At 41.4% G+C, this 13,834-nt stretch carries 12 protein-coding genes; 10 read left to right on the top strand and 2 right to left on the bottom strand.

The annotated features are described in order from the left end of the window. Window positions 1-52 precede the first annotated feature (52 nt). Complete coding sequence (locus tag Q4561_RS03230; RefSeq protein WP_032094236.1) at window positions 53-1,450, bottom strand: heavy metal sensor histidine kinase; 1,398 nt, start codon at window positions 1,448-1,450, stop codon at window positions 53-55. Next, entirely contained in the window at window positions 1,434-2,117 is a 684-nt protein-coding gene (locus Q4561_RS03225; protein ID WP_013783912.1) for a heavy metal response regulator transcription factor, read from the bottom strand. The genes Q4561_RS03230 and Q4561_RS03225 overlap by 17 nt, the downstream gene beginning before the upstream one ends. Before the next feature lie 761 nt (window positions 2,118-2,878). On the opposite strand from Q4561_RS03225, the gene Q4561_RS03220 reads away from it, so the two are divergent. The 10 genes from Q4561_RS03220 to Q4561_RS19805 all read left to right on the top strand — a co-directional run bounded on the left by Q4561_RS03220 (window position 2,879) and on the right by Q4561_RS19805 (window position 13,479). Then, complete coding sequence (locus Q4561_RS03220; protein WP_303457548.1) at window positions 2,879-3,403, top strand: DUF411 domain-containing protein; 525 nt, start codon at window positions 2,879-2,881, stop codon at window positions 3,401-3,403. Beyond that, window positions 3,403-4,764, top strand: coding sequence for a TolC family protein (locus Q4561_RS03215; protein ID WP_303457547.1), 1,362 nt, complete (start codon window positions 3,403-3,405; stop codon window positions 4,762-4,764). Before Q4561_RS03220 ends, Q4561_RS03215 begins: the two co-directional genes overlap by 1 nt. Then, window positions 4,761-6,593, top strand: a complete 1,833-nt coding sequence (locus Q4561_RS03210; protein ID WP_303457546.1) for an efflux RND transporter periplasmic adaptor subunit — start codon at window positions 4,761-4,763, stop codon at window positions 6,591-6,593. Before Q4561_RS03215 ends, Q4561_RS03210 begins: the two co-directional genes overlap by 4 nt. Then, the gene (locus tag Q4561_RS03205) at window positions 6,590-9,727 is read left to right on the top strand and encodes an efflux RND transporter permease subunit (protein ID WP_303457545.1); all 3,138 of its coding nucleotides are present in this window, start codon (window positions 6,590-6,592) and stop codon (window positions 9,725-9,727) included. Before Q4561_RS03210 ends, Q4561_RS03205 begins: the two co-directional genes overlap by 4 nt. A gap of 182 nt (window positions 9,728-9,909) precedes the next feature. Then, window positions 9,910-10,332 (top strand): copper resistance CopC family protein, encoded by a 423-nt coding sequence (locus tag Q4561_RS03200; protein WP_032094231.1) that lies wholly within the window; start codon window positions 9,910-9,912, stop codon window positions 10,330-10,332. A 28-nt stretch (window positions 10,333-10,360) separates the two neighbouring features. Then, on the top strand, window positions 10,361-11,287 hold the full coding sequence (locus Q4561_RS03195; protein WP_303457543.1) for a copper resistance D family protein: 927 nt from the start codon (window positions 10,361-10,363) through the stop codon (window positions 11,285-11,287). A gap of 46 nt (window positions 11,288-11,333) precedes the next feature. Then, window positions 11,334-11,816, top strand: coding sequence for a nuclear transport factor 2 family protein (locus Q4561_RS03190; RefSeq protein ID WP_032094229.1), 483 nt, complete (start codon window positions 11,334-11,336; stop codon window positions 11,814-11,816). Between the two features lie 283 nt (window positions 11,817-12,099). Further along, window positions 12,100-12,519 carry a hypothetical protein gene (locus tag Q4561_RS03185; protein ID WP_303457541.1) on the top strand — a complete coding sequence of 140 codons (420 nt, stop codon included), beginning with the start codon at window positions 12,100-12,102 and terminating at the stop codon, window positions 12,517-12,519. 94 nt (window positions 12,520-12,613) lie between these two features. Further along, entirely contained in the window at window positions 12,614-12,967 is a 354-nt protein-coding gene (locus Q4561_RS03180; protein ID WP_303457539.1) for a hypothetical protein, read from the top strand. Window positions 12,968-13,131: 164 nt separating this feature from the next. Beyond that, a complete protein-coding gene (locus Q4561_RS19805) occupies window positions 13,132-13,479 on the top strand; it encodes a cupredoxin domain-containing protein (RefSeq protein ID WP_052009990.1) in 348 nt (115 codons plus the stop codon). The last annotated feature ends 355 nt before the right edge of the window (window positions 13,480-13,834 follow it).

Below are 13,834 nucleotides of genomic sequence, written 5' to 3'. Positions count from 1 at the left end.
CGATAAATTAGCAATTTTCCAAACATGATTACCCGTCGTCATCATCTTATTTTTAAGTATCGCTAAACTCGATAATAAAAACCGTCTTACTTTCATCTGATTCGACGTACATATCGGCTCCATTGATTTTCATCACAGATTTAGCAATAGTCAATCCAAGGCCTGTACCTTGCCCATCTCTTTGTCGAGATGGGTCAACTCGATAGAAACGATTGAACAATTTGGGAATATGCTGAGGCTCAATTTTCTCCCCGTTATTTAACACCATTATTTTCTGCTTTTTTCCTTTGGACTCCGTTTTGATCTCTACCGTACTATTACTAGGAGCGTGTCTAATCGCATTTGAAATCAGATTTCCTATTGCCTGTCGGAACATGGTTTTATCGCATTGAATAGTAAGGGCGGATGCGGTGACTTGGATGTTTATATGCTTTTCGTCAGCGAGTAAATTAAAGTAATCGAGTAGGCTTGATATTTCCTGTTGAATATCTAAAGGTTCAATTGATGGCTTGATAAGACCGTGCTCGGTTTTAGCTAATAGCAGCATATCACTTACCATTTTCGTCATACGCTCATATTCTTCTAAATTCGAATAAAGTATTTCAGCATATTCGTCATTTGACCGAGCTTGTCCCAACATCACTTGGGTTTGGGTAGTTAAGCTAGTTATTGGGGTTCGTAATTCATGCGCGATATCGGCTGAGAAGTGGGATAGTTTTTCAAATCCATCCTCAAGCCGCTCAATCATGGTATTGAAAGAACTTACTAGAGTGATTAATTCTTCCGGTACCACATCTGGGTTTAGTCGTATATCAAGATTATCGGCGGTGATGGTTTCAATTTTTCGCGTAAGCTTTCTTAATGGTGATAGGCTTCTGTAAATCGCAAAACGCGCAGCTAAGACTGTAATAATGCCCGAACAAATAATGATGCCAATAATCGATTTCAAAAGGCTGTTCATAAATGTCATATGAAATTCCATGTTTGAAGCAACGATGATGGTATAGCTAGTATCATGCGTATTAAAACCTAATTTAATGGCTCTATGCATATGGTTTTCATCGCTAAATAACAGCATGTCTGCGGGATTAATTGATGTGTATGTTTTGGCTGTTTTAGGAAAGAAAGAAAAGTCGGCTCCTTCGCTTGAAAATATTGTATCTCCTTCGGCATCCTCAACATAATAGTACACACCATGATGTCCTGAAACCGCCTGAAATAAAAGCTTACTGGGTTGTACTGACTGATTATGTGACTTTTCGAGCTTTAACTTAATGGCATGAAACACCTCATCAAGCTCATCGGCATCTTGTTCTTGAAAATGATCTTCGATGGAGGTGACTACGAGTGTGCCCATAACGCCCAAACACACAAAGATAGCTATTCCCACAAATACCATTGTTCGAAAGGAAATTGAATACGGCTTTTGCCTTTTAATTTTGCTCTTCATCAGTTGTTAACTTGTATCCCATACCACGAACCGTTTGAATCAATTTAGGGGAAAATGCATCATCAATTTTAGCTCTTAAGCGGCGTATCGCTACATCGATGACGTTTGTATCGCTGTCGAAATTAATATCCCATACTTGAGACGCAATCAAGGAGCGAGGAAGCACCTCTCCTTGTCTTCTGACCATGAGTTCTAAAAGCGAAAACTCTTTTGTTGTCAAGTTAATGGATTGGCCAGCGCGTTTTACAACACGAGACGGGATGTCCATTTGTAAGTCTGCGACTTGTAGCAGGTTGGCAGCTACTGTATTTCCTCTTCGAAAAAGGGTTCTGACTCTAGCCAACAATTCTGCAAAAGCAAAAGGCTTGACTAGATAATCGTCAGCGCCCAGCTCTAGACCCTTTACTCTGTCATTTACACTATCTCTCGCTGTCAAAAACAATACCGGCGTTTGATTGCCAGATTGACGTAATGACTCTAAAATCCGCCAACCATTAATATCTGGGAGCATGACGTCTAATATTATTAGATTAAACTCGCCTGTCATCGCTTTATGATGACCGTCTAAACCATTGCGCACGAGTTCAATGACAAATCCAGACTCTGTTAGTCCTTGCTTTATATAGTCACCGATTTTCTTTTCATCCTCGACTACCAAAATTTTCATAGTTCACTCACGTCATGTTTAATGCGATTTCGGTACTTAGTGTTGCTAAATGTTTAACAAGTGGGTGTTCGAGATTGGATGTTGCAACTCGGGCCAACAAAACGTACCTCACTCACAAGCAATATATTCCAATGCATAAAAATAACCAACGATTGCTCTGACTAGATTACTACATTGTAATGAGCAGGTAATCGCACTGCCATGTTGCTTAACTATACTCTTCAACTGGAACTATATTTAGAATACCTTATCAAAGGTATTTCAAGAATAGTAAAGTCGTATTAGATTATTCATTAAGGGTCGGTGTGGTCAGTAAATGCATTAAAACTGTTTTGCTTATAATATTTTTAAGCACTCAAGTTGCAGATTCGTTTGCGATGTCCAGCCCTGGCTGCGACATGCAAAACGATATGCATGAGCAACACCTTATGGATAACGACCATAATTCATCACAAAATAGCCATGAGACGAGTCAGATGGACGCGGATTGCTGTGGCGACGGGTGTGCTTGTCCACTAGGCATTGTGTCCATCGCGATGCTCGTGAATTTTGACATTTTAACTCCAATCGACTTCAAATCCCTTAAGCCCAACACTTTTATCACGGATGCAGATGATGCTGTCCTTGGTCGCTTGCAACGTCCCCCAAAACGCTCTTTAGCCTAACTCCAAAAATTTGGCGAAGCTCGTCAAAATTCCAATATCGAACGCCGCCCAATGAAGGCTGTGGCCGACATTTAAATTGTTAGAAAGAGAAATCAAATGAAGCCAATAAAATTGCTTTTTACTAAATTAGTGCTGCTTATTTCAGTGACTATCGTCGTTGCATGCACAAATGAATCAGTTACTACTGAACAAAACAAGACCAATTCCCAAGATATTGAGCCAAGTTTAAAGTTGGACGTTTTTAAACGCGAGTCGTGTGGATGTTGTCAGGGATGGATTGATCATGCTGAATCTCAAGGCATCCAAACCGATGTAGATGATATTGTTTTTCTCACTACTAAAAAACAAGATCTCGGAATCGAGCCAATGTACCGCTCCTGCCATACATCGGTGTCAACTGAAGGGTATGTTTTCGAAGGTCATATACCCGTCAAATTTATTGTTAAATACTTAGATAATGTTCCGCAAGGCACAATCGGCCTCTCGGTGCCGGGTATGCCTGTTGGCAGTCCAGGAATGGAGAACGGCGATCAATTCAGACCATATCAAGTGTTATTGCTCAAAGATGACGGTACAGCAGAGGTTTTTGCAGAGGTGAATTCGTATGAGGAGCAATTCTGATGAGTGCTTTTAAAGGCCTTGCATGCCTAATTTTGCTTGTTACAACAAGTAGTCAAATATCAGCAGAACAAAAGACCCCCCTTACTTTGCAGCAGGCTGTTGCCCAAGCTATTCAAAAGGACCCGTGGTTGGAAGGTAGCCAATATCGGGAAAACGCAACTATTTCTTCAAGTATCGCCGCAGATACTTTGCCTGATCCAGTTGTGTCATTAGGGTTGGCAAACGTCCCTACTGATGGTTTCGCATTCGACCAAGAGCCTATGACTCAAGTTAAAGCTGGCATTTCACAGATGTTTCCTCGTGGAGAAAGCTTGAGTATTAGACGCAAGCAACTCGAAGAATTGGCAACGCAGCATCCATTTATGCGATTGGACAGAATAGCCAAAACACAAGTTGCCGTTTCTATGAAGTGGTTAGACGTTTATCTAGCGCAGCAAAGCATTTCGCTAATTGAGAAAGACAGATCTTTGTTTGAACAACTCAGTGAAATTGCAGAAGCGAATTACTCCTCTGCCGTCGGTAAAGTCAGGCAACAAGATATTATCCGAGCGCAGTTGGAACTAGCGCGACTTGAAGACAGACTCACAAAGCTATCTTCTCAAAAAGAAAGAGCCTCGGCCGAACTTTTAGAATGGTTGACCGGCGGCGATTCAGGCGCGTTCAATAACTCGGTAAATGTTGCCTCTCTTGAACTACCAAAAACGTTGCCAGAAATTGAAGGAATAGAGAACGCCTACTACAAGATATTAAAAGCTAATAATCAACAAATGTTGGCAAATATACTCATCTCGCATCCTCTAATAAGAGCTGTTGAAAGCCGAATAAAGTCTAGTCAGACTGGCATTAAACTAGCGAAACAACAATACAAGCCGCAATGGGGAGTAAATGCCAGTTATGCATATCGAGCAGATGACCAAATGGACAGAAGCCGAGCAGATTTTCTTTCAATCGGCGTTAGCTTTGACCTCCCTTTGTTTACAGAAAATAAACAAGATAAAGAAGTAAGCGCCGCCGTTAACGAATCAGAAGCAATTAAAACTGAAAAACGATTAGTGCTTAGAGGCATGCTTGCTCAAATGCAATCCATTTTTGCAGCAAGAGAACGGCTGTTGGAGAGACAGACCTTATATCGCACGAATATTCTCCAGCAATCAAGCGAACAAGCCGAAGCCTCGTTAACAGCTTATACCAATGATGACGGTGATTTTGCTGAAGTTGTGAGAGCTAGGATTGCTGATCTAAATGCTCGTATTGACGCATTAGAAATCGAAGTCGAACTACTTAAAACAAACATTCAACTAAATTACTTTTTTTCTGAGCAGAGTCTTAAAGCTGTATCTGAATTTGGAGCAAACCAATGAAAACTGTTAACGCAATCGCTATAGGCGTGATAGCAGGCGCTGTAATGACAGCTCTTACCTACTCAATATTACCAAGCTCAAATGACTCACATGATAGTGCGGCGGATGCTGGAGAAAAGCAGCCTTTGTATTGGGTTGCGCCAATGGATCCAAACTATAGAAGAGATGAGCCTGGGAAGTCCCCTATGGGCATGGATTTAGTACCTGTTTACGAAGATGAACAAGGCGCTGGCGATAGCCCAGGTACGGTGAAGATTTCGCCAACTGTAGTGAACAATCTAGGTGTGCGTACTGCTAAAGTGGAAAAGCGGTCTTTGCACGTACCTATAAAAACAGTAGGTTATATCCAATATAATGAGGACACACTCGTTCATATTCACCCAAGGGTAGAGGGTTGGATAGATGAGCTATACGTAAAAGCAGCGGGCGAATATGTCAAAAAGGGCGAGCCACTATACGCGCTTTATTCTCCCGAACTTGTAAATGCTCAAGAAGAATATCTTATTGCCTTAAAACGCTCAAATAAGGAGCTGATAGAGGCTTCAAAAACAAGGTTAAAAGCGCTGCAAATGCCAGAATCTGAGATTCAATCGCTTATCTCAACTGGTAAAGTTCAGCAAACAATAACCTTCTATGCACCCCAAACTGGCTTTGTTGATAACTTGAATGTGCGTCAAGGGTTTTACGTAAAGCCAGGACTGACAATTTTATCAATTGGTGCCTTGGATAAAGTTTGGGTCGATGCTGAGGTGTTTGAGCGACAGTCTGCTCAAATTCAAGAGGGTTTGCCTGTGACTATGACTTTAGAATATCTCCCAGGTAAAAAGTGGACAGGAGAGGTTGATTATATCTATCCAACCCTAGATGAAACGACTAGGACGCTTAAAGTCAGACTGAGATTTACCAATGATGATTATGCACTAAAACCTAACATGTTCGCTCAGGTAACGATCCATTCCGATTTAACAGGTGAGAATTTACTCGTGCCCTCTGAGGCGGTAATTAGAACTGGTAGCCAAGATAGAGTGGTTTTAGCACTTGGAGACGGTAAGTTTAAGTCGGTGTCAGTAGAAGTAGGACAGGTAGTTGATGAATATACAGAGATCTTATCAGGCTTGAGACTCAACGACAAAATCGTTACGTCAGCACAATTCTTACTCGATTCAGAAAGCAGCATTAGTTCTGATTTCAAAAGGATGGAGGAGCCTGAAGCGACTGCGCAGTCGGTATATACCGAGGCGACCGTAAACAGTGTGATGACAGATCATAGAATGATAAATGTTGATCATGGCGCTATTGAAGAGTGGGAATGGCCGAGCATGACAATGGATTTCACCGTTGCCGAAAGCGTCGACATTAATGAGTTGAAAGCCGGCATGTCACTTCATATGGAAATCACTAAAACTGACTCTGGAAGTTTCGAAGTAACCACCGTTCATATCATGGATTCGATGAATGACATGGATAGCTCTGAGGAGAGCACTGATTCAGGTCATGACGCAATGCACAGTATGGAAGAGCCTATTATGTCGGTTTGGACAGAGGCAACCATAAATAACGTGATGATGGAGAGCAGAAAAATCAACGTTGATCACGGTCCTATTGATGAGTGGGAATGGCCGAGTATGACAATGGATTTCGATGTTGCCGATAGCGTTGCTATTGAAGAATTGAAAGCCGGTATGTCACTGCACATGGAAATTGTCAAAACCGACTCTGGAAGTTTTGAAGTGGCAACTGTCCACATCATGGGCTCGATGACAGACATGAACGATACCCAAGACATGGATCATTCTAATCATTCAGACCATCAAGGAGCTCATCAATGATAGCTGCCATAATTAGATGGTCGGTCAATAACCGATTTTTTGTTCTACTGGCTACGCTTATTCTCGTGGGTGGTGGGTTGTTTGCCATTAAAAACACGCCGGTTGATGCATTACCCGATTTGTCGGACGTACAGGTAATTATAAAAACTAGTTATCCAGGACAAGCGCCTCAAGTGGTAGAAGATCAAGTTACCTATCCTTTGACTACCGCAATGCTGTCAGTGCCCGGGGCACAAACAGTGAGAGGATATTCGTTTTTTGGCGATTCTTATGTCTACATCATCTTTGATGACGACACCGACTTGTACTGGGCGCGTAGTCGAGTGCTTGAATATTTATCGCAAGTTGCTCCTAATCTACCCGAAAACGCAAGACCACAATTGGGGCCAGATGCTACCGGCGTGGGTTGGGTTTATCTCTATGCACTTGTTGATAAAACGGGACAAAACGATATCAGCCAACTACGAAGCTTACAGGATTGGTTCCTTAAGTATGAGCTTCAAACGGTGCCAGGCGTTTCTGAAGTTTCAGCTATTGGAGGCATGGTAAAGCAATATCAAGTGCAGGTCGATCCGGAGAAGTTGCGAGCATATGGCATTCCGCTTTCTCACATTCAAACGGCGATTAAGCGCGGCAATCAGGAAGTAGGCGCATCGGTCATCGAAATGGCTGAAGCTGAATACATGGTCCGTGCCACAGGTTACATAGAGAGTAAAAGGGATATTGAGCTCATTCCTTTGGGTGTAAACGAAAATGGAACGCCGCTTTTGGTAAAAGACATTGCTGATGTTCGTCTTGGTCCACAGATGCGAAGGGGGGTAGCTGAGTTAAACGGTGAAGGGGAAACCGTTGGCGGTGTCGTTGTTATGCGCTTTGGTGAAAATGCGCAAAAAACGATTGACGGCGTCAAAGCAAAACTTGAAGACCTTAAAAAAGGCTTACCCGATGGGGTCGAAATTGTCACGGTTTACGATCGCTCTGCACTAATAGAAAGAGCGGTAGACAACCTTGCATCGAAATTAGTGGAAGAGTTTATCGTCGTTGCACTGGTGTGTATTGCATTCTTGTTTCATGTACGTTCGTCACTTGTTGCGATCATTAGTATTCCAGTAGGGATTATCACAGCAATTATCGTGATGTACATGCAAGGTATTAATGCCAACATCATGTCATTGGGTGGAATTGCTATTGCTATTGGTGCGATGAGCGACGGGGCGATTGTGATGATTGAGAATATGCATAAACACATGGAGCGCACCCCCTTAACCAAAGAGAATAGATGGCAAATAGTTGTGGATTCAGCATCTGAGGTGGGCCCTGCATTGTTTTTCAGTCTTCTAATTATAACAGTCAGTTTTGTGCCTGTGTTTACGCTTGAGGCACAAGAGGGGCGCATGTTTTCACCGCTTGCTTTTACCAAAACCTATGCAATGGCAGCCTCAGCAGCTCTTGCAATTACGCTTGTGCCCGTTCTTATGGGATATTTTGTGCGCGGTAAAATACTTGCTGAAAGCAAAAATCCAGTCAATCGTTTCTTAACTTTTTTGTACATGCCGACGCTTAGAACTGTTCTGCGTTTCCCTAAGGTAACGATGTTAGCTGCGGCTTTAGTACTAGCGATAGGTTTGTGGCCTGTGAACAAGATTGGCAGCGAGTTTATCCCACCTTTGGATGAGGGGGATTTGATGTACATGCCAACAACCTATGCGGGTATATCGATTGGCAAAGCCCGAGAGTTGTTGCAACAAACCAATAAGCTGATCAAAACGGTCCCAGAAGTCGAAACCGTGTTTGGGAAAGTAGGTCGCGCTGATACCGCAACCGATCCGGCTCCTTTAACGATGATAGAAACCTTCATTCAATTAAAACCTAAAGAGGAGTGGCGAGAAGGCTTAACAACTGATGATTTAATAAAGGAGTTTGACTCAGTGGTCAAATTGCCGGGCCTAACGAATGCTTGGGTAATGCCAATTAAGACTAGAATTGACATGTTGGCAACAGGTATAAAGACGCCCGTTGGTATTAAAATTGGTGGCCCTGATCTCAAGGAAATTCAGAAAATCGGACAGCAAATTGAAACCATACTTTCCGATGTTAACGGCACTGCCTCTGTTTATTCTGAGCGTGTCGCAGGAGGACGTTATGTCAAAGTAGATATTCAGCGCGAAAAGGCAGCACGATATGGTCTAAACATCGCTGACGTCCAACAAGTTGTCTCAAGTGCTATCGGCGGGATGAATGTGACTCAGAGTGTTGAAGGTTTAGAGCGTTACCCTGTAAATGTTCGTTATCCTCAGTCTTATCGTTCATCGCCTGAGTCCTTATCTTTATTACCTATCGTTACACCACAGGGTAAACGAATTGCTTTGGCCGATGTGGCGGATGCGTATATTGAAGATGGTCCTCCAGGTATTAAAAGTGAAAATGCACGGCTTAATGGCTGGGTGTATGTGGATATCGATGGTGTAGATATTGGTTCCTATGTGGTTTCAGCCCAAAAAGCAGTGAGCGAGCAATTAGTCTTACCGGCAGGTTATTCGGTGAACTGGTCTGGACAATATGAGTATATGTTGCGGGCTAAAGAGAAATTAACCTATGTGGTTCCTTTGACCATAGCTATCATCGTTATTCTACTGTATCTCAATTTTCGCAACTTCATCGAAGTAGCGATCATTATGGGGACTTTACCACTGTCTATGGTGGGAAGTATCTGGCTGATGTACATAGAGGGTTTTAACTTTTCAGTTGCCGTCGGCGTCGGCTTCATTGCACTTGCAGGTGTTGCCGTAGAAATTGGCGTAATTATGCTTGTTTACTTAAATCAGGAGTATCAAGCCTTAATCGAAAAATGTAAATCTGAGGGCGTCAAACCCACCATAAACATGTTAACTGAAGCGGTTATTCATGGCTCTGGATTACGTGTCCGACCGGTTATGATGACCACAGCGACCATAATATTTGGCTTATTACCCGTACTTTACGGCTCAGGCACTGGGTCTGAAGTCATGAGTCGTATTGCTGCTCCGATGGTTGGTGGCATGGTTAGCGCTTTACTACTGACCTTGTTGGTTTTACCCGCAATTTATTTTCTGTGGAAGAGAAGGCAAATTCAACACTTGCTGGATACTTTCTGATGCTAGCTTCAAGCAAGGAACGACATTTCATAAGAGGACTATTGACATGTAGTAGCGTGGCGAACTTTTTCGCCCGCGACTATGCGTCCGTGACATTCGGCCTATCACCAACGATTCACTTTTTACGACAACAAACAAGAACAACTACATTATTTAAACAAACTATCTATTAAGGAAATAATATGAAATCAATAATCATCGCACTTTTCGTTTTAAGTCTGAGCTTAAGCATACAAGCATATGCTCATACATCGTTGGCCTCATCAATGCCGAAAGACAATGCTATGTTGATGGAAAGTCCAGACAACCTGGATCTCAATTTTGCAGATGATGTGCGTCTTGTTGACTTAAAGGTTAAAAGTAAAAAAGGTGAGCTTGTGGATGTTGGCTTTGAACCTTCGATGGACGCAAACAAAAACTATAGTTTCAGCTTACCTTTGCTTGCTGTGGATACTTACGTAGTCTCATGGACCATTATGGGAGATGACGGTCATAAAATGAAGGGACAGCTTTCATTTATGGTGCATGTGAGCAAAAAAATGAAAGGAATGAAGCACAAAGACATGAAAAATACTTCGATGGATCATTCAGGTATGACTCATTAGTTATTAAGAGTTAAATAGGTAAATCGATATGTTGCCAGAATGGTGGACCGCATTTTTAGTGTTAGGCAAATTCCTAGTCTATTTAGGTATGATGGGTGTTATGGGCTCTAGCGCTACTTTGTTACTTTTAAAAGGCAGCAAGCAGCGCGTAGCATTCAAGGCTCATAAAAGCTGGCAACTGGTTACCTTAAACTATTCTTTTCGCCTTTCAGTTGTTGGCTTTTTTGCTAGTGTCGCTGGTTTTTTTCTTCAGACTGGCTATATGGCGGAGAAAGGATTAGCGGGTATGTTTTCTCCTTTCATGGTGGAGATGATGTGGCACTCACAGGTAGGAACTATTGCCGCAATTCGTAGCGCTATCTTTGTTTTGTTCGCGTTGCTTACGTGGTTTCTATTACAAAAACTCAAACGTGACCAGAGTTTAGTGTCATTCAAGCTACTGCTAACAAGCACCGCAATGTTTTCATTGCCGCTAGCGTTTACTTTTTCCCTGACCGGACATGCTAGTCAGTTTGTCACGTTGGGCGAAATTCAAATTTTTATCCATTCCCTCATTGGTTTGACATGGGTAGGCTCGTTATACCCACTGATTACTGCTTGTAGATTACTCAATCACTCCGAATTAGCTTTCGTCATGAAACGTTACGGTAACATTGCCATAGTGTTGGTGTTTATCTTAGTCACAGTTGGTGTAGTAATGTTGATACAGCTACTGTCTTCCCCATCGACCCTTATATTCACTGAATATGGACTTGCCTTTTTATCCAAACTTTTTGCAGTTGCTCTAATGCTCACGTTAGCAGCTGGGCATAAGCTTTTTTGGGTACCTAGGCTACCTAAGGATCAAAATGTGCGCTTTAAATTACTCAAATCAATCAAATTTGAGTTCATTATTGGGCTTTTCATTTTGTCTCTTACAGCGCTGTTAACTACTGCGCTGAGCCCGAACCTTTAACATAAATAATCGGCGTTTTCGCCAAAATAAGAAAAGGAAAATGTTTATGAAAATGACTGCTTTAAGACCCTTGACTGTTTTTGCATTTCTATTGTCATTTAGTGCAGTAGTTAGTGCTCATGGAGATGAGAAACACAACGAAGAATCACAGTACTTTAGCGGAACAGATTCTGATGCAGCGACGTTAGTGCTTAAATTTCATAAAGCTTTAGAAACAGGGAATGGCGACTTAGCTGCAAGCCTTTTGGCAGATGATGTTTTAATTTTTGAAGGAAAGGGTGTGGAGCGAAGCGCCCAAGAGTATGCAAGTCATCATATGCTCTCTGATATGAAGTATTTGTCACAAATGCAAATTGAGCTTATAGAGCATCATGTAAAAGAAAACGGCACATATGCAATATCTTTGTCGAGAAGCTTGGTGAAAGGGCAATACAAAGGAAAAGAAGTAAACCATATTGGGAACGAAACCATAGGTTTAGAAAAGTTGAATGATGATTGGAAAATCACGCATATTCATTGGTCTAATTAAAAACACCGCGCTGTCGACTTCTTGTTATTAATGGGGCGGCAGCGTTTATCTTATTGCCAAATTTTTTTCCACCTTTCGCATTTTCATGCTAGTCCGCTTAACCCTCCTGCAAGTTAATTACTACACAAAGTTTGATTACCAAAAGGTAATTAAATTGTAATGCTTCTGCCGTGAAACAACGTTTATTTTGAATTACAGTTACATTTCAAAATTTGATGCAATAAGCAGATTTTGTTTGCATCGAAAGACAGAAATCATTAACTCAACAACAAGGAAATTGAATATGAAAAACCTACTTATAATCGCTTTTTCCTCACTTTTGATGTTTTCCCCATTAAGTATCACCAGTGCGCATCAACACAGCGATAAATCGCATATGCCGATGAATATGATGGATGATGCATCGATAGAAAAGATGAATGAACACATTACAAAAATGAACAGTGCCTTAGAGAAAATAAAACAAGAAAACGACCCAGCGAAACGAGAACAAATGCTCAATGAGCATGCTAAAAGCATGCAAGACATGATGGGCATGATGCATCACTCTAAAGGTGATTCAAGCATGATGCATGGCAAGGAAATGTCTGCTGAAATGAAAATGTCCATGATGGAAAAGCGCCTTCAGATGATGGAAAAAATGATGGAGCAAATGATGGCGCATACCGTAGAAAAATCCAAAAAGGTGCATGAACACAAATAGATATCAAGCAACTAATATGCATGCTGGTTTGCGCCGCTTAATAGCAAGGTAGTTGCGTTTTGAGCTAAGGATAAACGTATTAAGGGAATTTGAAATGAATAAAACACTTAAATTAGCGACACTGATATTAATCGCAACTGCGCTTCTAAGCGGTTGTGCCAACAGTTTATACCATGATTATGTAATGAGCGGCCAAGTTGTTAGTGTTAAAGGTGACAACACTCTTCTTATTTGCGTTGCAAACACAGAAAGCCTCGAAACAGGCGATGTATTTAACGTTTACAGAACGGTAATGGATAAGCTTGTTATAAATGAGGGTGAAACTGGCTATTCTCGTGAGTTTGTGGGAAAAGTGAGGCTCGGAGAAAAGCAGGATGAACACTTTGCAACCGCTAGTGTGGTCACAGGAGAAATATACCAACATGATATGGTGGAGTTCGATAAATAATTAAACATTGCTCAAACCAATAAAGGGTAGCAATTGCTGCCCTATTTTTTCATTCGCTCTCCTGATTAATCAAGACGTACCAGCTAACTTAAATATCGCTCGAACGAGCGTTTCTTTATAATCAAAAAGTAGCTGTTCAGCGAACTGTATAAAAGGATTCTAAAATGCCATGGATTAGCGGCGCATTGTTTTTAATATGTTTACTACTAATACTAAGTTTTCGCGAGTACATTAAAAAGCGACATCGACACGACAGCATCTTAGTCGAGGTAAAAGACTTACACTATCAACCCGCAAGGGTTAAATTGAAAGCTCGTAAAGCTAATCAAATTGTTTTTCTGAGAACGGATTCAAATTTATGCTCTGAATACCTACTTTTTCCGGAGCTAGGATTATCGATAAGACTCAAACTTAATAAACAAGTATCGGTGAACTTTTCTGCTTATCCGCCAGGCGAGTATGAGTTTTATAGCGCGATGAATGTGTATTCTGGAAAGCTTACAATAGTGTAGCTCGGTGTAGGCTGACAAACACCGAAAGTGTCATGCTTTACAAAAGAGTATCATACTACTTTTTGATTATTGATATACTCCGACCGGCGGCTCTTCTCTTATCTGAAACAGCAGTTTGGAGCCTGCCTTTGGAAAGCCTGATCCTTGTCTATTGATGCCAGTCAAAGATGACTGATAGACTACAAAGTGCGTAAAACAGACGTTTCAATGACTTACTCCTATATTCAAAAAAACGTTCCTATGATCGTTTTATCTTCTTAAAAAATTAATTAATGATTAAAAATATATCTTTGGCAACACGGCAGTTAATATATTAAAACCAACAAATTATATAAATGACCCATGGGTTCGATAT

It is taken from the genome of Alteromonas sp. 1_MG-2023 (assembly GCF_030547075.1).
Classification (GTDB): domain Bacteria; phylum Pseudomonadota; class Gammaproteobacteria; order Enterobacterales; family Alteromonadaceae; genus Alteromonas.
Note: the sequence above shows the minus strand (reverse complement) of the source record. Positions and strands in the feature narration are given on the sequence as shown.

What these genes read in the sequence shown, in the direction of transcription:
- Q4561_RS03230 (WP_032094236.1), bottom strand. Translation starts at nt 1,450, where the DNA reads ATGAAGAGCAAAATTAAAAGGCAAAAGCCGTATTCAATTTCCTTTCGA.
- Q4561_RS03225 (WP_013783912.1), bottom strand. Translation starts at nt 2,117, where the DNA reads ATGAAAATTTTGGTAGTCGAGGATGAAAAGAAAATCGGTGACTATATA.
- Q4561_RS03220 (WP_303457548.1), top strand. Translation starts at nt 2,879, where the DNA reads ATGAAGCCAATAAAATTGCTTTTTACTAAATTAGTGCTGCTTATTTCA.
- Q4561_RS03215 (WP_303457547.1), top strand. Translation starts at nt 3,403, where the DNA reads ATGAGTGCTTTTAAAGGCCTTGCATGCCTAATTTTGCTTGTTACAACA.
- Q4561_RS03210 (WP_303457546.1), top strand. Translation starts at nt 4,761, where the DNA reads ATGAAAACTGTTAACGCAATCGCTATAGGCGTGATAGCAGGCGCTGTA.
- Q4561_RS03205 (WP_303457545.1), top strand. Translation starts at nt 6,590, where the DNA reads ATGATAGCTGCCATAATTAGATGGTCGGTCAATAACCGATTTTTTGTT.
- Q4561_RS03200 (WP_032094231.1), top strand. Translation starts at nt 9,910, where the DNA reads ATGAAATCAATAATCATCGCACTTTTCGTTTTAAGTCTGAGCTTAAGC.
- Q4561_RS03195 (WP_303457543.1), top strand. Translation starts at nt 10,361, where the DNA reads ATGTTGCCAGAATGGTGGACCGCATTTTTAGTGTTAGGCAAATTCCTA.
- Q4561_RS03190 (WP_032094229.1), top strand. Translation starts at nt 11,334, where the DNA reads ATGAAAATGACTGCTTTAAGACCCTTGACTGTTTTTGCATTTCTATTG.
- Q4561_RS03185 (WP_303457541.1), top strand. Translation starts at nt 12,100, where the DNA reads ATGAAAAACCTACTTATAATCGCTTTTTCCTCACTTTTGATGTTTTCC.
- Q4561_RS03180 (WP_303457539.1), top strand. Translation starts at nt 12,614, where the DNA reads ATGAATAAAACACTTAAATTAGCGACACTGATATTAATCGCAACTGCG.
- Q4561_RS19805 (WP_052009990.1), top strand. Translation starts at nt 13,132, where the DNA reads ATGCCATGGATTAGCGGCGCATTGTTTTTAATATGTTTACTACTAATA.